Genomic DNA, 23,689 nt, shown 5'->3' with positions numbered 1-23,689 from the left:
GTTAATATATTATAAATCAATTGATTGAAAAATAAAAATCATCTTAGCTTAGAGGAGTAATCCTGAAGCCAAGATGATTTTTCTTTAGAATGATTATGCTGCACACTTATTGCATTTGTTACATTTTTTAGCAACAAAGAAAGCAACCAAGGCAAGCACAGCCGCCAAAACCATAGCATAAGTACCTCCTGCAGGATAGGACTCTGCATAGAAGTTCAAAAGCTCCTTACCTCCAAAGAAAGGAGGTTGGTAAGCCATGCCTGGGATTTTGATCTGAGCGGTGTCGCTTAGGTTATGTCCATAGTCATATTCCCACTTATAGAAGTCATACATACCCAATACGCCAGCTACTCCCATAATGGCAGCCCAAACGAAGTAGAGGATTCTTTTGCCAGCAAAGGCAAAAAGTAAGCCAAGAACAAGCATACCACCGATGATCCAAGGGAAGTACTTGAACTCCCAGAAATTTTCTGCATGGATGTGTTTCATTCCTATATAGTGGTTGAGAAGGTTCACATTCTCAATAGTGTGTATGGAAAGTTCGTCCTCTGGAGCAGAGAAGCTGCTCTTTCCATTAATGTCGTTGATCCAGATATACATATTGATACCTTCTGGATATTGAGGGGCATCAAGCTTGATGTGCCAAATAGGGAAAAAGAATAGGAAAAGTAGCAAAAGAGAAGCTACTACCATTAAGATTCGTGCTTTCATTTCAATTAAATTTTTGTAAAAAAGGCTGATACGAGTACCAGCCTTTTTTTGGTTGTAGATTATTCTTCATCACCACCAAGGCTCCACTTAAGCGGAGTGTTGGCGTTAGCAGCAGATACACGAATGTATCCTTGCATTTCTTGGTGAAGGGCAGAACAGAAGTCAGTACAGTAGAATGGCCATACCCCTACTTCGGTAGGTTTCCAAACGAGGGTTTCTGTTTGTCCAGGCATTACAAGTAGTTCTGAATTTTGAGCACCCAATACAGCAAATCCGTGAGGAATATCCCAGTCTTGCTCTACGTTGGTTAAGTGGAAGTATACGGTGTCACCTACTTTGATACCTTCTATGTTGTCAGGAGAGAAGTGGCTACGGATACAAGTCATATATACGTGTACGTTGTTACCATCTCTTACCACCTTAGCGTCAGCATCGGTACGAGTTACGTAAGGGTGGTGGTTATCCTTAAGTGAATAGATCTTAAGTTGTTGATCTTTAACTTTTGAAGCTGGAATAGCTTGTGCATAGTGAGGCTCTCCGATAGTTGGGAAGTCAAGAAGGAGTTCCATTTTGTCACCAGAGATATCGAACAACTGTGCAGATTGGCAAAGCTCAGGACCGGTAGGGAGGAAACGGTCTTTGGTAATCTTGTTCATCGCAACGAGATATTTACCGAAAGGCTTACGAGAGTCTCCACCAGGGATCATAAGGTGTCCAGGAGCATAGTAAGTTGGCTTTCTGTCCAATACTTCCCAAGTACCCACTTTCCATTTGATAACTTCAGAAGAGATAAAGAAAGTAGTGTAGGCATTACCTTTGTCGTCAAACTCGGTATGCAATGGGCCAAGACCTGTACTTTTTACTACACCAGCTACTACATCATCCATTTTGATAGTTGGGATACCATATTTTTCACCATCAAAAGCTTTATTTTCAATAGCTTTTAGCATCTTAGTGAAAGAGTGTACAGTAAGATCAGAAGAAAGTTTTCCGTTACCGATGATGTATTCCCCAGTTGGGTCAACATCCACTCCGTGAGGAGATTTTGGAGTAGGAAGTAGGTAAACGAGTCCTGGGAGCTGAGAAGCATCAAGGATTTTTACAGTTTCTACTACTTCACTCTTACCGGTGTGTGTTTCATCACTGTAGGTATTGTGGTAGTGAGGCGCTTTCATTTCGGTAAATTTACCTTGTTTGATATAGTCCTCAGCCACTTTCCAGTTGATGGCAGCGATGTAGTCATAATCGTTCTGAGAAGCTTCTACTTCCAAGAGGGTGTTAGCTTCCTCAGTGTTGTAAGTGGTGAAGAATACCCATCCGTGAGATTTACCTTTACCAGAGTGTGCTAAGTCGTAGTTGAACCCTGGCATAAGGATTTGGAACTCAAGGTTCATAGCACCTGAATCAGGATTGATTTTTACGAAAGAGATTACCCCTTTGAATTTGCCTTTGTAATCCTTAATAGCAACATCCTCTTGAGGAATAGGCACAGAGAAACGAGTTCCCCCTACGATATACTCAGTATTTTCGGTAACAAAGGTAGAAGAGTGGTTACCTGCTGCGTTAGGAAGCTCTAAGATTTCTTCTGTTTCGAAAGTCTTAAGGCTGATACGCGCTACACGAGGGGTGTTATTCGCATTGATAAAGATCCAGCGGCCGTCCACTTCTCCGTTAGTTTGAGAAAGGTCGGGGTGGTGAGTGTCATCCCAAGGAATGAATCCGTGGGTAGTTTGCAAAAGGGGTTTGGTTTCTTCATTGTAACCATACGCCTTTTCAGGGTCTTGTGAGAACACAGGGATTACTTTGAGGAGTCGTCCTGAAGGAAGTCCATAAGTGGCAAGCTGACCACTGAAACCACCTGAAAGGAAAGCATAATACTCATCGTACTCTCCTGGTGCTACATACACCCTAGAGGCAGCATCTGAAGCTCCCATAGCTCCAGACTTATTGCTATTGCTATTGTTGCCATTTCCACAACTGGCAAGAAAAGCACCAGCAACTGCCAAAGATAACAATTTGCTTGTCTTCATAAAAACAATTTATTTAAAAAATATATATATCCTTGAGGGATTACAAAGACTGCCTAAGGCTTTGCTTAAGCAGTCTTTAGGTCTTATTCTATCGTACGGAAGTACTCTAGGATAGCTCTGGCTTGTTCCTCAGTGAGGTGTTGGTTCGCCATAGGAGCTCCGTTGGCCTCAGCTAAGAGTTGCTTAGCGATAGGGTCTTGAGCAATCATACCTTCTGGGTTAAGAATCATGTTCAATACCCATTCAGGAGCACGTCTTTCCAAGATACCTTTAGGTGCAGGGCCTATGAATTTCTTAGTAGGCTTGTGGCAAGCAGTACAGTTGAGCTTGAAGAGTTCTTTACCTTTTTCAGCAAGTGCTTGATCAGGAGTAGCTGCAAGAGGTGGGTTTACTGTCTTTACAGGTCCTATACCCTTATTGCTTAAATCAACATTGGCACCGCCTGCAGGGGCAGCGGGTGTTTCAGCTGGTGCAGCAGGGGTTGCGGCAGGAGCTTCAGTTGTTGTGTTGGAGGTTGTGGCATTATCAGAAGCGTTGTTTTGTCCATTTCCTGAGCCACCATTACAGCTTACAAGTGCTGTAACAGCCAATACAGAGAGTGTTAGTTTTAGCGATTTCATTAAAATTTATATTTAGTATTTTATGGCACAAAGATACGAATTTTTTTTTAAAACCACATAATTAAATCCTTTTTTTTATAGTGGTAGTCAAAACTCAGTACGATGTAGTTGTGAACGAGGTAAAAAGAACAAAAAGCACAGATCCGGCATAGCCTAATCTGTGCTGTGAAGCTTTTGCAAGATTTTTTAGGCAAGTTGTTCGTCCAATATTGTAGCAAGCGGACGGCTTCTTTCTATGAGCGATCTGGCAATACCTATATTGGCTTTGTCTCTTTCCAAGACAATCACAATAAAAAACTTTCCCTTGTTAGAAATTCCAACAACAAAAGTAGCCTTGTTTGTCTCTATAAGAATACTATGGGTTTCGGTAACTCCAGCAGCAGCACATAAGGCAACCACATGCTTTACTTGATCTACAATAGTACCAAAGAGAGGAGCTACGTTGTTGGCTGTTTCTAACTGTGAATCAAATGAATAACTCCTTGCTATAATGGTACTATCAGAAGATTTGAGGATACCACAAAAACGAAAACCTGATAATTTGTTTTTCACATCTTCACAAAGATCATTGAGTGCTTGTTGTATTTCGATACCTGTCATAAGAATTGGTTTTTTTGATATTATTCAAATGCAAATATAAGAATAAAATACGTAGAAGCGGTTTTGTTTAATATTGTTTTAACTTTTATTATTTATTATTCACTCATTACTAATTTATAGACTGCCTCGTACATAGGTATGATCTTCGTCTCATCAAAGAGGGAGGCCTCTGCAAAGGCTTGTGCCTTAAACTTGGCAAGGGTTTCCTTATCGCGTAGAATCACGAGGGCATTGCGAGCCATGTCCTCTATATCGCCCACAGGGCTGAGGAAGCCTGATACGCCCTGCTTATTCACCTCAGGAATACCCCCTGCATTGCTGGAAATAACGGGTACCCCCTCGGCCATGGCCTCAAGGGCAGCTAGGCCAAAGCTCTCGGACTCCGAAGGGAGCAGGAATAGGTCGCTAGAACAGAGAATATCATTGACATCTAAGTAGTTACCTAGGAAATTGACATAGTTCTGTATTTCCAAGTCGTGGGCGAGGGCTTGGGCGTTTTCCCTATCAGGGCCATCGCCAACCATGATCAGTCGTGCTTTCTTGTGCTGGAGTACTTTGTGGAAGACGCGCACCACATCGCAGGCTCTTTTGACCTTGCGGAAGTTGCTCACATGAGTGAGGATTACCTCATCGGGGTTGGCCAGCATTTCTCGGTGGCAGGTCTTTGGGTGCTGCTTTTTCTTTTCTATATTGATAAAATTGGGAATGACATTGATATGTTTCTGCACATCAAAGAGTTCGTAGGTCATCTCCCTTAGGCTATGGGAGACAGCCGTTACGGCATCGGAGGCATTGATGCTGAAATTGACAGCCGTCTTGTAATAAGGGTGGTTACCCACCAGGGTAATATCGGTGCCGTGTAGGGTGGTGATAATCTTCACGTCCAAGCCTTCTTTTTCTAGGATTTGCTTGGCCATGTAGGCTGTATAAGCATGAGGAATGGCGTAGTGGGCGTGGATAATATCTATATTGTACTCCCTTACTACCTCCACCATCTTGCTTGAGAGAGCCAGTTCGTAGGGCTGATAGCGGAACAAAGGGTATTCCTCCACATACACCTGATGTAAGTGGATATTCTTATGGAAAGCAGAGAGCCTTACAGGCTGTCCGTAGGTAATAAAGTGTATCTGATAGCCTTTTTGGGCAAGGGCGACCCCCAACTCAGTGGCAACCACCCCACTTCCACCAAAAGTGGAATAACAAACAATAGCGATGTTCATTTTTATAGTTGTTAGTCATTAGTCATTAGTCATTAGTCACTTGTCATTAGTCACTTGTCATTAGTCACTAAAACTGTATCTGGCTTGTGCCGTTACGTGCATATCGGCAAAGTCTTTTTGTAAATATTTGAAATAGGCGGCAATACCGATCATAGCGGCATTGTCGGTACAGTATTGGAACTGGGGGAGGAAGACCTCCCAGTGGTATTTTTGAGCGTATTGCTGGAGCGTTTTCCTCAGACCAGAGTTGGCGCAGACGCCACCACCTATGGCCACTTGGCGGATACCTGTCTCAGTTACTGCCTTCTTGAGCTTGCGCATGAGGATTTCAATAATGGTATATTGTACCGAGGCACAGATGTCGGCCATGTGGGTGGGGACAAAATTGGGATCGTCCTTTTCCTGTTTTTGGATAAAATAGAGCACCGCCGTTTTTAGTCCTGAGAAACTGAAATTCAGCCCCTCTACTTTTGGAATAGGGAAGGCAAAAGCATGTGGATTACCCTGCTGGGCATATTGGTCAATGAGTGGGCCTCCTGGGTAGGGGAGTCCTAATAGCTTGGCTGTCTTGTCAAAGGCCTCTCCTGTGGCATCATCTTGGGTTTCCCCTAGCACTTCCATAGAAAAGTAATCGTTCACACGAAGGATTTGGGTATGTCCGCCGCTTATGGTCATGGCCAAAAAGGGAAAGGAGGGTTTGCTCTGGCCTTCGTTAATAAAGTGGGAGAGGATATGCCCCTGCAAGTGATTGACTTCCACTAGAGGAATCCCCAAAGAGAGCGCCAAGGACTTAGCGAAAGATACGCCCACCAGTAGGGAGCCTTGTAGCCCTGGCCCACGGGTAAAGCCGATGGCCGAGAGTTGCTCCTTAGCCACTCCTGCGCGCTGCAAGGCCTGATGCACCACAGGAATAATGTTCTGCTGGTGGGCACGGGAGGCCAACTCAGGCACTACTCCGCCATATTCCTCGTGTATCTTTTGGCTGGCAATGACATTGGAGAGGACTTTATCGCCCAGCATAACCGCTGCCGAGGTGTCATCGCAAGAGGATTCTATAGCTAATATATAAGGTATATCTGTCTGCATAAGAGAGGCTTGTTTTCAGAAGGCAAAGATACAAAAAATAAGAATTAAAGGGTTATAGAAATATAGGGTTTTAGTTACAACCCTATATTCCTATAACCCTAAAGCCTATAATTCTCAAAGAATTAGAACAGTGTCACAATCCCGATCCCGATATGAGGCATAAGGAAAGAGCGCTCTATCTCTATACTATTCTTCTCATAAAGTCCATAGATGGCATTGACTCCTAAGGAGATATAAGGCTTGGTTCGTTCGCTGGCTAAGGAAAGGAAATAAGTCTGTACCTCTGTGCCTGCTCTGAAGAAGCCCCAATCGGCAAGGGCGTCCTTATCGGGGCCGCCTATAAGTAGGTGGGTTTGGGAATGTAAGGCTATTTTCTCGCTGGTATAAAACCTGAAATTACCATTAAGCCCAAAGCCTGTGCTAAAGGAGCGTGCTTTCTTGTTGCGCTCATCATGGAAAGCAATATGACCAAATTCTACAATAAAGCCTAAGCGGAATTTCTCAGAAAAGCGATAGCCTATGCCCAAGTCTAAGTTGATTTGTCGCATAGCCCATTCATTTTTTAGAAAGTTACTCCCAAAAGACAACTGATCCTCATGGTAGATGCCCCTTTGGGCAAAGCCAATATGGCCTAAGCATAACGCCAAAGTGGAGAACAAAATTTTCTTCATAAAATAATTGTTTATGTTTTTGATGGGGGCAAAGATAAGAAAAATAATTGTTATTTTTTTCTTTTTGAAAGACAAATGAATCATTTTTTGTTGTACTTTTGTGCCAAATTTCGTACTATCTTCTTGCCAGAGAGGAAGAAGACAAAAAAAGAGCAAAAGGTGGCATACAAAATCTTTCGTATAGTCAAGATAGTTCTCAAGACTTTTATTTATATACTGATATTCACACTTTTACTACTGATGTTACCTGCGGTACAGACTAAGTTGGCCGCTTGGGTAATGCAGCGTATCAATGAGGATTACAAGGTAGATATTCAGGTGGAACGTGTATCTATAAGCCTTACGGGTATGGTGGGATTGGACGGAGTGCTTATCCGTGATCACCATCAGGACACCCTTATTGCAGCGCATGAGATACGTACCCCTTTGCTGGATCTCAAGGCGGTGATGAACGGCAATCTTATCTTCTCCAATATAGAGGCCGATGGACTTATGATGGATATGAAGACCTATAAGGGGGATACCTTGTCCAACTTGGACGTGTTTGTCTCTCGTTTTGATAGTGGAGAGCCGCCCAGTAAAGAGCCTTTTATCATGAGAGCCAATACTATAAGGCTTAAGAATGGTTACTTCCGTGTGTGTGATTTCAATACTATCGCAGGCGAAAGTCCTATACTAGTGGAGGTAGAGGGGATTGCTGGGCAGATTTCCGATTTCGAGATTGTGGATTCCGATGTCAAGCTACAGATGAAGCACGGCTCACTGCTCTATGGCAAGCATCTCAAAGTAGATGATCTTTCTACTAATTTCCACTATGCCGATACACTGATCTCTATAGATAAAACACTGCTTAAGACACCTTTTTCTACCATAGATGCCGACCTAAGTTTTGCTCCCTATGAGGGAAGTTATGAAGATTTCTTGAACAAAGTAACGCTCAAGGCGACCCTGAGAAACTCGCTTATTAGTACCAATGACCTCAATGGATTCTATAATGGTTTTGCCATGGAAAAGACCCTAGAGGCCGAAGGTGAGCTTTCGGGAACACTTAATAATCTTTCTATCAAGGATATACATCTGTACCATGAGAGTACGGCTATAGAGGGAGAAGGAATATTACTTAAGAATGCTTTTTCTCCTGAAAAAGACTTTGTCTTTTGGGGGAATTTCCCGCACTTTTCTTCTTCCTATGGGGATATTGCTGCACTCATGCCCAAGGTATTAGGGGAGAGCCTCCCAGAGGATTTGCGCTACTTTGGACTCTTTGAGGGGCAGGCGGAACTGACCTACACTACCCGCGACTTGCTTATAGATGCCGATGTCTTTACCCAGCGGGGCGACTTTATCCTCAGTGGCTCATTCTATAACCTGAAAGACCTAGCGGAGGCAACTTACAAGGGCAAGCTGGATACCTACCAGCTGAAGGTGGGAGAACTCTTTAAAATTACAGACCTAGGGGATATTTCGGCAAGTCTGCAATTTGTGGGTAAGGGGTTGGATTTTAATAAGTTGGATAAGCTCTCCTTGCATGGACAGGTACATTCGGCACTCTATAACAACTATCTATACAAGGATATAAAGCTCGATGCAGAATATTTCCAAAAGAAAATTAGGGCAACCGCTTCCATAGGCGACGATAACCTTCAGATGGATTTCAAAGGTATGGCCGATATTACTTCTTCTCAGCGCTCCAATTATACGCTCTCAGGAGAGATGAAGTATATAGACCTCAAGGCTTTGGGATTTATACAAAAAGACTCTATTGCCAAGGTGAAGGGGAATATAGACCTAGATATCACAGGCAATAGCTTAGACAATATGGTGGGGCGAGTACTGCTCAAGAATGCATCTTACCAAAAGAATGACCAGACCTACAACTTTGCCGATTTTGCGATCAATATACAGAAGGACACTACTAGCCTGCGTACCATTACTCTAGAGTCTACCGATATTATTTCGGGTAAGATACAAGGAGAGTTCAAGTTTGCCCAAATAGGTCAGGTCTTGGTCAATACCCTTGCTTATGGATTTGAAAACTATAAGCCTTTCAAGGTGATGCAAGGACAGTACTTGACTTTTGATTTTAAGATCTACAACAAGATTATCGAACTATTCTTACCAGAACTCTCTTTTGCTCCAAATACCTTTATTCGAGGAAAATTGGTAGGGGACGAACATGATTTTAAGCTCAATTTCCGTTCGCCCTATATCAATATCTCAGACTATTCGCTGCGTGGGGTCAATCTGGAGTATGACAAGAAGAACCCAACCTATAGGTCGCTGGTGCAAATATCCAGCGTCCAGAACCCTTATTACAAGATAGAGGAGTTCAATATGGTCAATACTTCTGTGAATGATACGCTCTTTTTCCAGACAGAGTTCAAGGGAGGGCATAACTCCGAGGACGATTATAACCTTAGGTTCTACCATACCATTAACCCAAGACGTGAGTCGGAAGTGGGCATTAAGCCTTCTTCGTATATCCTCTTCAAGGGCAATGAGTGGAAGATAGATAAGGATAGGGAGAACAAAGTGGTGATTAACCGCAAGATGGATTCGTTGCAGATACGTCCTATTTCTCTCCGTCATGGAGAGGAATCCATCTCTGTCAATGGAAGAATGGCTAAGGAAAACAACTACAAAGACCTACATTTGGTTTTTGACAAGGTGGATATTGATAAGATTATCCCCACTATGGACAACCTCAGTGTAGGTGGACAGCTCAACGGCCATCTGTCCTTAGTGCAGCAGAAGGAAAAGTACTATCCTACAGCCGACTTGAGCCTTAAGCAATTGGTATTGAACAAATACGACTTAGGGGATTTACAGGCCAGTATCGTAGGTGATGAGAGTCTTTCTTCCTTCAAGGCCAGTTTGGAGTTCTTCAACCTCTTAGGGGAGGGGCTTCAGCTCTATGGAAAAATCTTCCTCAAGGATAACAAGACATATTTAGACTTACAGAGCTATATCACTGAACTCAACTTGGCGCCTTTTGCACCTTTTACTCAGGATATACTCTCTAACCTACATGGAGCACTGACAGGACAAGCCAAGGTAACGGGACTTTTGACCAAACCCCAGATAGAAGGTGATTTTGCCGTGTCCAAAGCAGGTGTGGGCGTACCTTACCTAAATATAGATCTGGAAGCCGATGATGTGTTGCATATAGGACTGAAGGATAACCGATTTACTATCAAGGAAACTCCTCTTACCGATACGGCTTATAAGACAAAGGTCTATCTCAGTGGAGGAGCGGGTTATCGTAGTCTGTCGGACTGGTACATAGATCTTCATTTTGACACCAAAGGCAAGCGCTTCTTAGCACTCAATACAGGGCCTAAGGACAATGACCTCTTCTACGGTACGGGATTTATTATAGGAAAGGCCAGTATCAAAGGTTCATTAGATGACCTTACCATAGGGGTCAATGCTGTAACAGGAGAGGGAACGAAGTTTAAAATCCCGCTGAGTGATACCCAGACCGTGGGCGATGATTCCTTTATCACCTTCATTTCCAAGGAAAAACAACGCAAAAAACAGTTGATAACCAAGACCTATCAGGGGCTTGAAATGAACTTTGAGGTGGATGTGCTTCCTTCGGCCGAGGTGGAGATCATTGTGGATCCTAAGAACAACTCTAGCCTTATAGGGCGTGGGGCAGGTACCTTATTGTTGGAGATTAACACTACAGGAAAATTCAATATGTGGGGGGACTTTATCACTACCTCTGGCGAATATAACTTTAAGTATGAAGGACTGATAGATAAGAAATTCAAGGTGTTGCCTAACGGCTCTATCTCTTGGAACGGAGATCCTATGGGGGCTACCTTGCAGAACCTCAGGGCGGCTTATAACCTCTATGTCAATCCCTCTACGCTCTTGCAGACCAACCTTAACCGAAAGATACAGACCCAAGTGCTTATCAACCTACAGGGAGACTTGGCGCACCCTCAGACGGTCTTTGATATCAAGTTCCCCGATAGTAGTCCGAGCTTGGTTTCCGAATTGAACTACCACTTGGAGGATAATGATAAGAAACAGCTCCAGGCCTTCTCCCTACTGGCACAGGGTAGCTTTTTGAGCGACGCTACTGCTGGGGAAAAGATGCTTTCTTATAACGTACTGGAGACAGCCGCAGGAATCTTTAACCAATTGCTCTCCAGTGATGATGACAAACTCAACTTAGGGGTAAGCTATGAGAGTGGTACAGCTACCCCTAATAGGGCATACAATAGCTCCGACCGCTTGGGAATTACCGTATCCACTCAAGTAACCGATAGGATCTTCTTCAATGGTAAATTGGGGATTCCCGTCGGAGGGGTTACCCAAACGGCTGTGGCAGGGGACTTTGAACTCCAATTCCTCTTGACCAAGGACGGCCGATTGAGTGCTAAGATCTTTAACCGCGAGAACGAACTCCAGCAGTACCTTATGGACAAAATAGACTATTCCCAAGGTGTTGGACTGACCTATAAGGTGGATTTTGATACCTTCAGGGAGCTTATCCGTGATATTTTCGCTAAAGCAAAAAACAAGAAATGACTATAGGCAACTTTAGGGCGTCCTTCATCAGGGAGATTTCCAACTATGATTTGCCCGAACGGGAAGGGTTATTGCGTATCATCCTAGAAGAGACCTTAGGGGTGAGTGCCATCACGGCCATGATGCACAATGATCAAGAGATTCCTCATGAGAAAACCCTTGAACTCAAGGCCGTATGTGAGCAGCTTGCGCGTAATATTCCTATACAATATATCTATCAGAAAGCCTTTTTCTTCGGTTTAGATCTCTATGTAGATGAGCGCGTGCTGATTCCTCGCCAAGAGACCGAGGAGCTGGTGGATTGGATTCTTACCACTTATGCCAGACAAGAAAATCTGCGTATCTTGGATATAGGTACAGGTAGTGGGGCTATCGCTATTGCGCTGAAGAAGCATCTGCCCCGTGCCAAGGTAACAGCTATGGACATAAGCGGGGAAGCCCTACAGGTAGCCCGTACCAATGCCAAGCGTAACAAAGCCGTCATAGAGCTTATACAGCAGGACATACTACAGGTGGGGGACTTAGCAGCTTACTTTGATATCATCGTCTCCAACCCTCCTTATGTGCGAGAGCAAGAGAAGCGAGAGATACACCCCAATGTGCTGGAACATGAACCCGCTTTAGCGCTTTTTGTCCCCGATGACAATCCCTTGTTATTTTATGACAAAATAGCAACTATAGCTACCCACAACCTTGCTCCACAGGGGAGGTTGTTCTTTGAAATCAACCAATATTTAGGTGATCCGATGTGCCAAATGCTCCAGCAAAAAGGATTTTACACCGAACTAAGAAAGGATCTTAACGGAAATGACAGAATGACAATGAGTCAACTGGCTGATAGATGAACCGATTCGTCATTACTTTTTACTTTTTATTTTTTGAAAAATGAATTCAAACACTATAGCACAAGGAATCCTCAAGGCAGTGGGGATTATAGTAGGTATTGTCCTACTGGTTTTAGGCCTATATAAGCTACAGAACATTATCATATATATTGTTCTAGCTGCCATATTAGCCCTTATAGGTAGGCCTATGATAAAATTTCTAAAGAAACGCCTTAAGTTCAGGAATACTTGGGCGACTATTACGGTTATCGTGGTTATCTTAGGGGCATTTGCAGGCCTTATCAGCCTTTTTGTACCTATGCTCATCTCTCAAGGAAAGAACTTGGCGTCTATTGATTTTCAGGCACTGAACGACAACATTCATCGTTTCTTGGACGACCTACTCCATTCCTTGGGTATGGGTAGGATGGAGTCTCAAGTGGGCAATATCCCTGAACTGCTCAATATGCAGGATGTCTCGACGATGCTCAATGGTTTTATAGACGTTATTAGCAATATAGGGGTAGGGCTTTTCTCAGTGCTCTTTATTACATTTTTCTTTATGAAAGATGGTACAGCTATCATTAATAGCTTTCTGAGTTTGGTAAAGCGTGAGCGCTTGCCACAAGTGAGAAAGACCATAGAGGATATCAAGCGCCTGCTTTCTCGTTATTTCTTAGGGTTGTTCCTACAACTGAGCGTTGTCTTTATCCTGCTCACTATTGTATTGCTTATTTTTGGAGTGAAGGATGCCTTGATCATAGCCTTTCTCTGTGCCTTGCTCAATGTAATTCCCTATGTAGGGCCTATGATAGGGGCGGTAGTAATTTCAGTGTTGACCATATCCAATTTTATGGATGCCGATCTGCAAAGTGTGATCCTGCCTAAGACTATTTATGTATTATTGGGCTTTTTCATTACTCAATTCATAGATAATGTCTTTAGTCAGCCTATTATATTCTCTAACTCTATGAAATCCAGTCCGTTGGAGATATTTATTGTTACTCTTATTAGCGGAACCCTCTTCGGGATAGTAGGTATGGTTATAGCTATTCCTGCCTATACGGTGCTTAAGGTAATCCTTAAAGCTGTTTTCCCTAAGAACAAACTCATTCAGTTACTCACCGCTAAGATATAAGAAATTCTATTAGCTCCCACGGATTCCACGGATTTTCACGGAGAGAATGATACAAGGACTAAGCGTAACTCTGTAATTTTCACGGATAAATAAGGCCGAAGGCCTTATAATAATCCGTGAGAATCGCAGCAATACAATTACACAAACATAGAAAATCTGTGAAATCCGTGAAATCCGAGGGAGAAATTTTAGAAAAGAAATAACATGCTAAATCACCGATTGTTAGACCCTGAAATACAGGCTTATTTGCACGCACATAAGGAAGATGACCCCGCTCAATTTGCCCTGAAGAAATCGCCCTTTGAGGGAGTAACCTCCAGCGAACTCGCCCAACAGCTATTGGGTAGGCAGAAAGCCAAGGACAAATTGCCCTTATGGCAAGCGACTGAGGGGATTTATTTTCCTGAAAAGCTTTCTTTGGAGCAAGCCTCTTCCGAGGCCACGGCACGCTATAAGGCATCACTAGTAGGGGAGGGTACCCTATTGGATGCTACTGGTGGTTTTGGGGTTGATGATTATTTTTTTGCCCAGCGTTGCCAAGAGGTAACTCATTGTGAATTACAGGAGGCACTCTCGGAGATAGTAGCACATAACTTTGCTGTATTAGAAGCTGATATACATTGTGTGGCAGAGGACTCTTATGCCTACTTAGCTCGCGAGGGAAAGCACTATGATACGATTTACCTAGACCCAGCCCGTCGCGACAGCTACAAGCAAAAGGTCTATTTCTTGGAGGACTGCACCCCCGATGTGCCTCATAGCCTTGACTTTCTTTGGCAATATACGGATATGATTTTGCTCAAGGCATCTCCTATGCTGGATATTAGCCGTGCGCTCACCCAGCTACCGCAAACGCATGAGGTACATATCGTAGCGGTGGAAGCAGAAGTCAAGGAACTGCTTTTCCTATTAAAAAAGAAGCCACTTGCTAAAGAGGTACAGATCAAGACAGTCAATATGTTGCCTACCCGTACCGATATTTTCAGTTTCTTTCCCTCTGAAATAGGTAGTGAGGGTGTCCCTATGACTCGCGGCCATCTCTGTCGCTACCTTTACGAACCTAATGCTGCTTTGCTCAAGGGGAAGGGACTTTTTCCAGTAGGGCGAGCCTATGGGCTGGCTTATCTGAACAAGGACTCCCAATTGCTTTTGGGAGAGGACTATATTCCAGACTTCCCAGGGCGGGTCTTTCTCATAGACGAAATGCTCCCCTATGACCGAAAACTCCTCAAAAGCGGCAAGATAGATCAGGCCAATATCACTGTGCGCAATTTTCCGATGAAAGTAGCTGAGATACGCGAGCGCTTTTCCATAGCTGAAGGGGGGAATCGTTATTTGTTCTTCACCCTCGGAGGGATAGGAAATAAACTCATGATTATTTGTCGCAAACCGTTTGTATAATTGCCGATAAAGTTGTAACTTTGCACGAGTTATGAAACAATTACGCCTTATCATCATTCGCGAATACCTCACAAGGATACGCAATAAGTCTTTTCTGCTAATGACCTTCCTCAGTCCATTGGCAGTGGTAGCCTTGTCCCTACTGATAGGCTACCTTACCCAGCTGAACAATAGCACTCAGCGACATATAGAGGTCTTAGACGAAAGTGGATATTTCCAAGAGATTTTCCAAAAGAGTCCCAACCTCTCGGTAAGCTATCACAAGCAGGGCGATTTGGAGCAGCTCAAGCAGACTGCGCGTGCTGAAAACTCCTATGGACTGCTCTATATAGATAAGCAGGCCGCTCAGTTCCAGTTTTTTAGTGAAGAAACACCCAGTGTTACCTTTGTAGAGAGCCTACAAGGAAAGCTCGAAAAAGGGCTCTTCCGTCATAACTTAGAGGCAGCCTCTATCACCCCTTCTCAGATCGATGAGGCACAGCAGCGGGTCTCTATCGCGCTGGCTAACTTCTCTGGAGACGAAAGTTCCCAGACCTTGGGTTGGCTCAAGCTCGCCTTTGGAGGTACAGCGGGTTATCTGTTGATGATGTTTATCGTAGTCTATGGTAATATGGTCATGCGTAGTGTCATAGAGGAAAAAGTCAATCGTATTGTAGAGGTGATTGTCTCTTCGGTAAGGCCAAGTATCCTACTCTTGGGTAAGATCATAGGCACCTCACTGGTGGGACTAACCCAGTTTGTTATCTGGGTGGTGATTGCAGGCTTTCTCCTTTCCTTTCTCTCTTCGCCTACGGCCACTCAGGTTGCCCCTACAGCCGATCCTCATCTTTTGACTCATATCATAAGCGAAATTAACAGCCTTCCTTTGGCTAAACTATTGATATCCTTTTTCCTATTTTTCATAGGTGGATACCTCTCCTATAGTGCTTTCTATGCAACCATAGGAGCAGCTGTGGATAGTGAAACCGATACCCAACAGTTTCTCTTTCCTGTACTGCTTCCGCTGATCTTGGCTATTTACATAGGTTTTTTTACTGTAATTGAAGATCCTCACGGTGTTGTATCGGTGATTTTCTCTTATATTCCGTTAACCTCCTCAGTGGTGATGCTCATGCGTATTCCCTTCGGGGTGTCATGGGCAGAGATTATCCTTTCTTTGGCACTGCTCTATGGCTTTTTCTTCTTGGCTATATGGGTCTCTGCTCGTATCTATCGCATAGGAATCCTCTCCTATGGGAAAAAACCTTCGTACAAGGAACTAATCAAATGGCTGAGAATGCCTAACTAATTATGGGAAAAGTAAGAAAAAGAATGTTTCGGATATATTATGGGCTTATATTTCTCTGGGGAAGCTTAGCTGTAAATGCACAGATGACCGAGGGAGAACCTCCCGCTCACATGACCCAAAAGGAACTACATACATGGAACCAGCGCCGTGCCTTTAGGAAAGAATTTGTCAATATACAAACCCTCTCAAGCGATATAATCTTGGATATAAAGTATGCCACGGCGGACAATTTCTTAAAACAAGCTGTATATGACTGCCCACAATGTTACCTAAGAAAGGCGACCGCCGAGGCCTTGGTAGCCGCCCAAAAAGAGTTTGTAAAGCGTGGCTACTCTCTTAAGCTATTTGACTGCTATCGTCCGCTTTCGGTACAGAAAAAGATGTGGAAGATCCTCCCAGGTACCCACTATGTGGCCAACCCTGCCAAAGGCTCCAAACACAATAGGGGAGCGGCGGTGGATCTGACATTGGTGGATCTGGCCACTGGCAAGGAACTGGACATGGGTACCCCTTTTGATACTTTTTCACCCCGCGCGCACCATACATATACCCAGCTACCTAAGGAAGTCTTGGACAATCGTAAGTTACTGAAGGAGGTGATGGACAAATACAATTTCAAATCCATTTATTCCGAGTGGTGGCACTACGAATACCGACCTGAGATGGCCGCTCCTGTAGAGGATCTTCCTTGGGAATGTCCTTAATAATGAGTAGTGAAAAGATTTAAAAACATCACAAAAAGCATAAATAATACTTAAATCGTCTTTATTCGGGAAAAAATTCCTAATTTTGGCACGATATTTTATATATCCAAATCATGAATATAAAAGTTTTCTCTATCTCTCTGTTCTTCCTCTCTTTCTTGCAGCCGCTCTTGGCGCAGAAAGCGACCCGAATTGCCTATGTGGATATGAATTATATCTTGGCGAATATGGACGAATACAAGGTGGCCAGTGAGCAATTGGCACAGAAAGTAGCCCAATGGGAACAAGAGATCGCACAGAAGCAAGCTGAAATCAATACCCGTCGGGAGAAACTCGAAGCAGAAAAACCGCTGCTCACTCCTGAAACAATCAAGGATAAGGAAGAGGAAATACAGGTACTCACCCAAAACCTTGAAGACTATAAGCAAAAACGTTTCGGTGCCGAAACGGGCGACTATATCACCCAGCGTTGGCGCTTGGTGCAGCCTATACAGGATCAGGTCTTCAATATCACTCAGGAGATTGCCAAGACTCGTAAGTTCGATTATATACTCACTTCCGAAGATGCTGCTGCTATCTATGCCGATGAGAAAAATGATATTACTAAGGTAGTTCTCCGACTACTTAAGCGTAAGGATAATGCCGAAGACCGAAATAAGGAGATCAGCACCCTACTGAAGGAAAATCTTGGTGTAGACTACAAAACCGAAAAACAACGAAAACAGGAAAAAATAAAGGAAGAAAAAGCAAAGACGGAGAAGAAGACTGAAGCACGAAAAGTAAGAAATGAAAGAACAAGATGATTAAGTGAAGAGTGAAAAGTGAAGAGTGAAAAGTGAAGAGTGAATAGTGAAAAATGAAAAGTACTACTATGTTTACTAACTACTAATCACTAACCACTGACAACTAACCACTAACCACTGACAACTAATCACTAATCACTGACAACTAATCACTAATCACTGACAACTAAGAACTAAGAACTATTTTAAATATATAAAAATGATAAGAAAAATTAGAAATTGGGTAATTACAGCAGCCTTTATCTTGGGTGGTACTACTGTAGCTATGGCGCAAGCAAAGATAGCGCATATTGATTCTCAAAAGCTCCTCAAAGAAATGCCTGAGATGAAAAAGGCACAAGCAGAGTTGCAAAAAGTAGAACAATCCTACACCAATGACATTCAGGCTTCTATTAAGGAATACCAGAAGAAATTGGAAGTTTTCCAGCAAAAGGTAAATGCCCTTACCGAAGCACAACTTAAAGAAAAACAAGCAGAACTTGAAAAAGAGCAACGTGCTTTGGAAACCATGCAAAATAACATCCGCCAAGCACAACAGACAGCTGCTGAGGAGTACCAAAAGAAAAGCCAAGCCCTCATAGAGCCTATTATGGAGAAAGCTAAAAAGGCTGTAGAAAAAGTAGCCAAAGCACAAGGTTTCCAATATGTATTGGATTCAGCCACTGGTGCAGGTGTTATCGTAGCCGATGGTAAGGACCTTTTCAATGATGTAAAGAAAGAATTAGGATTCTAATAATTGTCAATGGTTAATTGGTAAATTGGTAACGTTGATAATAATTAAGAAGAGAAAGACTCACAGCATCTAGGCTGTGAGTCTTTCTTTTTATAAAGAGAGTGTTCTATTCTCCAGAAGCTATAGAGCATGTACCCTTGAAATACTATCTGCAAACGTTCTAAGAGATGATAAATTATGCCTTAACAATTAGACTATATTTTAATCATTGATCATTTAAGTTTCGCAGGTCATTTTTAGGTTATAATTGGATTTATAATTAGTTAATAATCAGCATATTGCAAAATAAACCTCCCCCTTGCCCCCTCCGAGAGGGGGAATAAATTCGTTGAAAAAGATAAAAATTGTCTATCAATCTGGAAAATGTCCTCTCTATAACTTATTGAGAATCATAAACTATCTCATTCCCCCTTTGGAGGGGGTAGGGGGAGGTTTTTGAATATCAATAAGTTACAGAACTTACGAAACTTAAATTAATCATTAATCACTAGTCACTAGTCATTATCTCAGATTTCCTTGTACTGGTCTTTAAAGTTCTTAAAGAGGGTCATTAGGTTGATGATAGAGCGGATTAGTACGCGGGTTTCCAAGAGCAAACTAAAATAGAGTTTGGTGTTCTTAGGACTGGATTCGGAGGTACGTATGTCGCGTATTTGTTTCTCTATTAGCTCGGAAATCTCATCTTTGATAGCACTCACATCCTTGATCAGCTGAGTGGTAGAGTTCGAATACATCGATACATTGAGGATCTCAAGAATCTTTTGGAACTGTTGTTGCATCTTCTCGGAAATAGTCTTGAGATTGCGTATGTGGTTGTATTTGAGTTTCTTGTGATTGTTATCCACATGAGTATAACTTGTATCAGCAATAAAGCTGATAGAGTTGGACATGCTGTGTAGGTAGTCCAGTATAAGGATATAGAACTTACTGGAGGTTACCGAACTATCGTCAATGGAGCGGATAAAGTAGTAAATATCACTCTTAAGGTCTTCTATGTCGGAGGTAAGAGCTTTGGCGCGTTTCTTGCAGGCTTTGAGTCCTTTGTGGTTCTCTACGGCAAGGTTGTCTATAACCTCACGATAGAGCTCATCTATCGTCTGTACCGCTTTTGCGATATTCTGAGAGCTGAGCTTCATAATACCACTGATGGTGATAAGGTCTTCCTTATTGAAGCGTTTCTTTTGGGCTTCTTTCTCCTTGCGTTGTTTTTTGCGATAGGCCATAGCATTGCGCACCACTAAGTAACCCACTAAGAAGATCATAGTGATTAGCCCATAGATTTCCCCATAGAAGAGGATTACTGCCGTGATAAGTCCCATAACAAAGGCTGCCGCAGCGGTCATGAACCAGCCGCCAATGACATTGAACACCCCAGCTACGCGGAATACGGCCGATTCCCTTCCCCAAGCTCTATCGGCCAGAGAGGTACCCATGGCTACCATGAAAGTCACATAGGTAGTGGAGAGTGGTAGTTTCAAGGAAGTACCCACTGCAATAAGGCTACTGGAGACCACCAGATTGATTGCGGCACGAACCACATCGTAAGCAGGCTTATCTATGGCGTTAGGATCTTCTTCAGGTTTCTTGAAACGACTATCAATATATGCCAAGGTACGCTTAGGGATAAGAGCTTCCACCATTGAGGTAACCCATACGCTAAAGCGCACAATACCTCTAGAGAGTCCTGTAGCCTCGAACCGTTCCTTGCCGCCCCCTTGCTGGGAGAGCTTCATTTCGGTTTGCATCACATTGAGCGCTTTCTTGGAGAACCAAATGGTCAATATCATCAGTGTCCCTGCAATAATAAGGAAGATCTGTGGAGTTTGTACATTCTCTCTAAGCCCTTCCATGGTCATGGACTGTACAGGAGTTCCTGCCGCTTCCCATAGCTGGAAGGAATCCCAAGCGGCTACCGGTACTCCAATAAAGTTGACCAAGTCGTTACCTGCAAAGGCCATGGCCAAGGCAAAGGTACCTGATAGAATCACCACCCGCCATATACTCACCTTACACCAATAAAGAAGCTGTCCTAAGAGGAAAAAGATGACAAAGAAAATCCCTAAGAGCACACCTGTATGTTGGTCTATCCAGTCCAACTGCTCCTTGTGCATAAAGGAAAGGCCACTCAAGCCCTTGATAACCAAAAAGTAACTCAGAGCGGTAAGGGCAATTCCCCCTACGATACCGCTAAAGTAGCGCATACGGCGCTCAAAATTAAAAGTAAAGATGATACGGGTGATAAATTGTACAAAAGACCCTACTACAAAGGCAATGAATACCGAGGCAAAGATAGCAAAGATTACCTGTCCGACCTTGTCTGTATTGATATATTCCCTAATTCCATCTATCACATGTAGCAGGCGGTCTTTATTCTTGAGTTCCTTGACAAAAGCCACCCCTACCGAGGCTCCCAAAAGCTCAAAGACGATAGATATAGTCGTGGAAGTGGGTAGCCCCATCGTGTTGAAGAAGTCCAGAAGGACAATATCGGCCAGCATGACAGCGGCGAAAATCACCATCAGCTCCTCAAAGTAAAACATCTCAGGGTTGAAGATCCCCTTTTTGGCAATTTCCATCATCCCATTGGAGAAGATAGCCCCTATTCCTACACCTATACTCGCTACGATCATAATGGTACGAAGGCGTGCAGCTCTAGAGCTAAAGGCTGAGTTGAGGAAGTTTACCGCATCGTTACTAACTCCTACCACAAGGTCAAAAGTGGCTAAGAGAAAGAGCGCTGAGAGGGTAAAAATATAAACCTGTTCCATCTTTTGTATTTTGGTGCAAATATATTACATTTTTTTTATTTTATCCACCATAAACCTCCATTTTTTACCTCCAAGGAGCTAGGAAAATTATTTGTATAGAGACTGCCTGTGCCTAGACCTTGTGGCATAGGATTTCCCAGCGTATAAGTCCATTGGGCTATGGCTGAAAGTCCTACATTCCCCTCAAGGGCAGAGGTAATCCACCAGCCCACACCTTGCTCCTGAGCTAAGGTAATCCATTCTTCACTGCCCTTGTAGCCTCCTATAAGTGAGGGTTTTAGAATGATATAGGCAGGTTTTATAATCTTGAGCATCTCCTCTTTTCGTTTTTCGCAGGTGATACCTATGAGTTCCTCGTCCAAGGCGATGGGTAGGGGAGAGGCCTCACAGAGGCGTGCCATCTGCTCGTATTGCCCTGCGCGAATGGGTTGTTCTATGGAATGTATCTGTAAGTCAGCCAATCGCTTGAGCTTTTCCAAGGCCTCAAGAGGAGAGAAAGCACCATTGGCATCCACCCTGAGTTCTATATCCGACAGAGCGTATTCTTGGCGAATGTTTTTAAGTAACTGATATTCTGTGTCAAAGTCTATGGCGCCAATTTTCATCTTGATACAGTGGAACCCTTGGGTGAGTTTTTCTCGTATTTGCTGTTGCATATACTCCTTATCGCCCATCCATATAAGGCCATTGATAGGGATTGCCTCTTTCCCTTGGGTAAAGGCAGAGGGGAAAAGTACTCCTTCTTGTGCGGCCTCTAAGGAAAGGAAAGCCTGTTCCACTCCGAACTGGATAGAGGGGTAGCTCTTGAGCTGCTCCCAAAGGGCTTCTTTGCCTAAGGAGATATGAGTGCAAGTCCATAGGAGTTTGCTACGCTCGTAATCGGACAAGTCATCTATGCTTAGGCCAGGCAGCGGACTACATTCGCCCATGCCATATTGTCCGTTGTGCTCTATGGTAAGGAGCCAAGTAGGTTTCTCAGTCAGCACCCCGCGTGAGGTACCCGCAGGGCGCTTGAACTGTAAGGTGTATTTCTGAAAAGTTGCTTTCATGATAGCTGTATAATCAGCTACAAAAGTAGTGATTTTCTATCAAAAACAGGGCTTTGCTCAGAGGAATATTTTCTACCATACAAATTTGTCTGTATAATCTATCTAGGATAAGATATTTTTTTATTACCTTTGCACTTATATTAGTGAAAAGTGAATAGTGAAAAGTGAAAAACACTATTCACTAATCATTGTTCACTATCCAATAACATGAGATTGAAATACTTACCTTTAGTACTTATATTACTGGTACTTGGCTGTAATAGAACTAAGTACCCCGTTGTACCTCCTTCAGTAAAAGTGGAAGTATTGCGAATGGATTCTATTTTTTTCAATACGCCATCAGAGAATTTTCCTAGTTTGAAGGCTAAATATCCGCTTTTCTTTCCAGAGACTACCTCCGATAAGCAATGGATAGAAAAGCAGCATGATACACTAGAGCGAGAACTCTTTATCGAGACGACCAAAACCATAGGCAATTTCTCCCAACAGAAAGAACAAATTGAGCGTATTTGTGATCATGTCAAGTACTATTTTCCCCAGTTTACCCCTCCTAAGGTCGTTACCCTGATCTCCGATGTGGATTATCCCTCTCGAGTGATCTATGCCGATAGCTTATTGCTTATAGGAGTAGATAACTATTTGGGAGCCAAGCACCGTTTCTATGTGGATTTGGATGGCTATATTGCTCAGGAGTTAGACCTAAAGTATCTCCCCACGGATGTAGCTCTTGCTTTTGCACAGGCTATTATCCCTCCACCGCGCAATGCTACTTTCTTGGATACCATGCTCTATGAGGGAAAGGTGCTCTACCTAGCCCAGCGCTTTCTCCCCACTACTCCTCAGAGGGATTTGCTCAAGTATACCCAAGAGAAATACCAATGGGCAGAAGCCAATGAGGCGCAGATATGGCGCTACTTTGTAGAAAATCAACTGCTCTATAGTACAGATAAGAAAGTACTTAACCGATTTATAGACATAGCCCCTTTCTCTAAGTTCTATTTGGAGCTGGATAGCGAATCCCCAGGGGGGATAGGGCGCTATATAGGTCTTAATATTGTAGAACAGTATATGGAAAAGCTCCCTGAAAATACCCCTTTGCGGGACTTGCTCACTGTCTCCAACGATGAACTCTTTAAAAAAGCAAATTATAAACCTAAAAAATAACAAATGAATCATACTTCTGAAATAAAATTGCAAGTAGAATTGGATGAAAATCGTATTCCTGAACGCATCACATGGGAGGCTCCCGATGGAGGTATCGCTCACCAGGAGGCTAAGGCCATGTTTCTCTCTGTATGGGATCACAAGACCAAAGAGGCACTTCGTATAGACCTATGGACTAAGGATATGCCCCTGGAGGAGATGAATGTTTTCTACTATCAGACATTCCAGACCATGGCCGATACGTTCTATAAGGCTACTCAAGATCAGAAAATGACCGATACCATGCGTGATTTCTGTGAATATTTCGCTGAAAAAATGAATATTACTAAAAAATAAG

Annotated in this window: 19 protein-coding genes; 10 read left to right on the top strand and 9 right to left on the bottom strand. The window is 43.2% G+C overall.

Annotated elements, in window-relative coordinates; translation table 11 throughout:
• Nucleotides 1-93: 93 nt before the first annotated feature.
• From HMPREF1154_RS01965 to HMPREF1154_RS01935, 7 genes are all read right to left on the bottom strand, one after another.
• On the bottom strand, nucleotides 94-711 hold the full coding sequence (locus HMPREF1154_RS01965) for a hypothetical protein (protein WP_009640829.1): 618 nt from the start codon (nucleotides 709-711) through the stop codon (nucleotides 94-96).
• Between the two features lie 59 nt (nucleotides 712-770).
• Nucleotides 771-2,741 carry a Sec-dependent nitrous-oxide reductase gene (nosZ, locus tag HMPREF1154_RS01960; RefSeq protein ID WP_009640866.1) on the bottom strand — a complete coding sequence of 657 codons (1,971 nt, stop codon included), beginning with the start codon at nucleotides 2,739-2,741 and terminating at the stop codon, nucleotides 771-773.
• Nucleotides 2,742-2,824: 83 nt separating this feature from the next.
• Nucleotides 2,825-3,361, bottom strand: a complete 537-nt coding sequence (locus tag HMPREF1154_RS01955; RefSeq protein WP_009640863.1) for a c-type cytochrome — start codon at nucleotides 3,359-3,361, stop codon at nucleotides 2,825-2,827.
• A gap of 186 nt (nucleotides 3,362-3,547) precedes the next feature.
• Nucleotides 3,548-3,961 (bottom strand): hypothetical protein, encoded by a 414-nt coding sequence (locus HMPREF1154_RS01950; protein WP_009640861.1) that lies wholly within the window; start codon nucleotides 3,959-3,961, stop codon nucleotides 3,548-3,550.
• A 95-nt stretch (nucleotides 3,962-4,056) separates the two neighbouring features.
• Nucleotides 4,057-5,181: an N-acetyl-alpha-D-glucosaminyl L-malate synthase BshA gene (gene bshA, locus HMPREF1154_RS01945; RefSeq protein ID WP_009640891.1), complete on the bottom strand. Its 1,125-nt coding sequence runs from the start codon at nucleotides 5,179-5,181 to the stop codon at nucleotides 4,057-4,059.
• Between the two features lie 60 nt (nucleotides 5,182-5,241).
• Nucleotides 5,242-6,267 (bottom strand): tRNA (adenosine(37)-N6)-threonylcarbamoyltransferase complex transferase subunit TsaD, encoded by a 1,026-nt coding sequence (tsaD, locus tag HMPREF1154_RS01940; protein WP_009640816.1) that lies wholly within the window; start codon nucleotides 6,265-6,267, stop codon nucleotides 5,242-5,244.
• A 122-nt stretch (nucleotides 6,268-6,389) separates the two neighbouring features.
• Nucleotides 6,390-6,938: a hypothetical protein gene (locus HMPREF1154_RS01935; protein WP_034566708.1), complete on the bottom strand. Its 549-nt coding sequence runs from the start codon at nucleotides 6,936-6,938 to the stop codon at nucleotides 6,390-6,392.
• A 159-nt stretch (nucleotides 6,939-7,097) separates the two neighbouring features.
• Here HMPREF1154_RS01935 and HMPREF1154_RS01930 point away from each other — a divergent pair, with 159 nt between their 5' ends.
• From HMPREF1154_RS01930 to HMPREF1154_RS01895, 8 genes are all read left to right on the top strand, one after another.
• Nucleotides 7,098-11,480, top strand: coding sequence for a translocation/assembly module TamB domain-containing protein (locus tag HMPREF1154_RS01930; protein ID WP_198004466.1), 4,383 nt, complete (start codon nucleotides 7,098-7,100; stop codon nucleotides 11,478-11,480).
• A complete protein-coding gene (prmC, locus tag HMPREF1154_RS01925) occupies nucleotides 11,477-12,325 on the top strand; it encodes a peptide chain release factor N(5)-glutamine methyltransferase (RefSeq protein ID WP_009640872.1) in 849 nt (282 codons plus the stop codon). Before HMPREF1154_RS01930 ends, prmC begins: the two co-directional genes overlap by 4 nt.
• 40 nt (nucleotides 12,326-12,365) lie before the next feature.
• Entirely contained in the window at nucleotides 12,366-13,442 is a 1,077-nt protein-coding gene (locus HMPREF1154_RS01920; protein ID WP_009640798.1) for an AI-2E family transporter, read from the top strand.
• Between the two features lie 204 nt (nucleotides 13,443-13,646).
• Complete coding sequence (locus HMPREF1154_RS01915) at nucleotides 13,647-14,843, top strand: THUMP-like domain-containing protein (RefSeq protein ID WP_009640890.1); 1,197 nt, start codon at nucleotides 13,647-13,649, stop codon at nucleotides 14,841-14,843.
• Between the two features lie 31 nt (nucleotides 14,844-14,874).
• The gene (locus HMPREF1154_RS01910; protein ID WP_009640860.1) at nucleotides 14,875-16,131 is read left to right on the top strand and encodes an ABC transporter permease; all 1,257 of its coding nucleotides are present in this window, start codon (nucleotides 14,875-14,877) and stop codon (nucleotides 16,129-16,131) included.
• Between the two features lie 110 nt (nucleotides 16,132-16,241).
• Complete coding sequence (locus tag HMPREF1154_RS01905; RefSeq protein ID WP_157231231.1) at nucleotides 16,242-16,835, top strand: M15 family metallopeptidase; 594 nt, start codon at nucleotides 16,242-16,244, stop codon at nucleotides 16,833-16,835.
• Nucleotides 16,836-16,948: 113 nt separating this feature from the next.
• Nucleotides 16,949-17,638: an OmpH family outer membrane protein gene (locus tag HMPREF1154_RS01900; RefSeq protein ID WP_009640888.1), complete on the top strand. Its 690-nt coding sequence runs from the start codon at nucleotides 16,949-16,951 to the stop codon at nucleotides 17,636-17,638.
• A gap of 199 nt (nucleotides 17,639-17,837) precedes the next feature.
• Nucleotides 17,838-18,371: an OmpH family outer membrane protein gene (locus HMPREF1154_RS01895; RefSeq protein ID WP_009640850.1), complete on the top strand. Its 534-nt coding sequence runs from the start codon at nucleotides 17,838-17,840 to the stop codon at nucleotides 18,369-18,371.
• Nucleotides 18,372-18,877: 506 nt separating this feature from the next.
• Here HMPREF1154_RS01895 and HMPREF1154_RS01890 read toward each other — a convergent pair.
• Nucleotides 18,878-21,139, bottom strand: coding sequence for an inorganic phosphate transporter (locus HMPREF1154_RS01890; protein WP_009640810.1), 2,262 nt, complete (start codon nucleotides 21,137-21,139; stop codon nucleotides 18,878-18,880).
• Between the two features lie 35 nt (nucleotides 21,140-21,174).
• Nucleotides 21,175-22,188, bottom strand: coding sequence for an o-succinylbenzoate synthase (locus HMPREF1154_RS01885; RefSeq protein WP_009640849.1), 1,014 nt, complete (start codon nucleotides 22,186-22,188; stop codon nucleotides 21,175-21,177).
• Nucleotides 22,189-22,395: 207 nt separating this feature from the next.
• Between HMPREF1154_RS01885 and HMPREF1154_RS01880 the strand changes: the two genes are divergently transcribed.
• Together HMPREF1154_RS01880 and gldC are read left to right on the top strand one after the other, a co-directional pair.
• Complete coding sequence (locus HMPREF1154_RS01880) at nucleotides 22,396-23,352, top strand: gliding motility lipoprotein GldB (protein WP_034566693.1); 957 nt, start codon at nucleotides 22,396-22,398, stop codon at nucleotides 23,350-23,352.
• 3 nt (nucleotides 23,353-23,355) lie between these two features.
• Entirely contained in the window at nucleotides 23,356-23,688 is a 333-nt protein-coding gene (gene gldC, locus HMPREF1154_RS01875; RefSeq protein ID WP_009640835.1) for a gliding motility protein GldC, read from the top strand.
• The last annotated feature ends 1 nt before the right edge of the window (nucleotide 23,689 follow it).

This window comes from Capnocytophaga sp. CM59 (genome assembly GCF_000293175.1).
Lineage (GTDB): Bacteria > Bacteroidota > Bacteroidia > Flavobacteriales > Flavobacteriaceae > Capnocytophaga > Capnocytophaga granulosa.
This window is presented reverse-complemented; position numbering and strand designations above follow the sequence as displayed.

What these genes read in the sequence shown, in the direction of transcription:
- HMPREF1154_RS01965 (WP_009640829.1), bottom strand. Translation starts at nt 711, where the DNA reads ATGAAAGCACGAATCTTAATGGTAGTAGCTTCTCTTTTGCTACTTTTC.
- nosZ (WP_009640866.1), bottom strand. Translation starts at nt 2,741, where the DNA reads ATGAAGACAAGCAAATTGTTATCTTTGGCAGTTGCTGGTGCTTTTCTT.
- HMPREF1154_RS01955 (WP_009640863.1), bottom strand. Translation starts at nt 3,361, where the DNA reads ATGAAATCGCTAAAACTAACACTCTCTGTATTGGCTGTTACAGCACTT.
- HMPREF1154_RS01950 (WP_009640861.1), bottom strand. Translation starts at nt 3,961, where the DNA reads ATGACAGGTATCGAAATACAACAAGCACTCAATGATCTTTGTGAAGAT.
- bshA (WP_009640891.1), bottom strand. Translation starts at nt 5,181, where the DNA reads ATGAACATCGCTATTGTTTGTTATTCCACTTTTGGTGGAAGTGGGGTG.
- tsaD (WP_009640816.1), bottom strand. Translation starts at nt 6,267, where the DNA reads ATGCAGACAGATATACCTTATATATTAGCTATAGAATCCTCTTGCGAT.
- HMPREF1154_RS01935 (WP_034566708.1), bottom strand. Translation starts at nt 6,938, where the DNA reads ATGAAGAAAATTTTGTTCTCCACTTTGGCGTTATGCTTAGGCCATATT.
- prmC (WP_009640872.1), top strand. Translation starts at nt 11,477, where the DNA reads ATGACTATAGGCAACTTTAGGGCGTCCTTCATCAGGGAGATTTCCAAC.
- HMPREF1154_RS01920 (WP_009640798.1), top strand. Translation starts at nt 12,366, where the DNA reads ATGAATTCAAACACTATAGCACAAGGAATCCTCAAGGCAGTGGGGATT.
- HMPREF1154_RS01915 (WP_009640890.1), top strand. Translation starts at nt 13,647, where the DNA reads ATGCTAAATCACCGATTGTTAGACCCTGAAATACAGGCTTATTTGCAC.
- HMPREF1154_RS01910 (WP_009640860.1), top strand. Translation starts at nt 14,875, where the DNA reads ATGAAACAATTACGCCTTATCATCATTCGCGAATACCTCACAAGGATA.
- HMPREF1154_RS01905 (WP_157231231.1), top strand. Translation starts at nt 16,242, where the DNA reads ATGACCCAAAAGGAACTACATACATGGAACCAGCGCCGTGCCTTTAGG.
- HMPREF1154_RS01900 (WP_009640888.1), top strand. Translation starts at nt 16,949, where the DNA reads ATGAATATAAAAGTTTTCTCTATCTCTCTGTTCTTCCTCTCTTTCTTG.
- HMPREF1154_RS01895 (WP_009640850.1), top strand. Translation starts at nt 17,838, where the DNA reads ATGATAAGAAAAATTAGAAATTGGGTAATTACAGCAGCCTTTATCTTG.
- HMPREF1154_RS01890 (WP_009640810.1), bottom strand. Translation starts at nt 21,139, where the DNA reads ATGGAACAGGTTTATATTTTTACCCTCTCAGCGCTCTTTCTCTTAGCC.
- HMPREF1154_RS01885 (WP_009640849.1), bottom strand. Translation starts at nt 22,188, where the DNA reads ATGAAAGCAACTTTTCAGAAATACACCTTACAGTTCAAGCGCCCTGCG.
- HMPREF1154_RS01880 (WP_034566693.1), top strand. Translation starts at nt 22,396, where the DNA reads ATGAGATTGAAATACTTACCTTTAGTACTTATATTACTGGTACTTGGC.
- gldC (WP_009640835.1), top strand. Translation starts at nt 23,356, where the DNA reads ATGAATCATACTTCTGAAATAAAATTGCAAGTAGAATTGGATGAAAAT.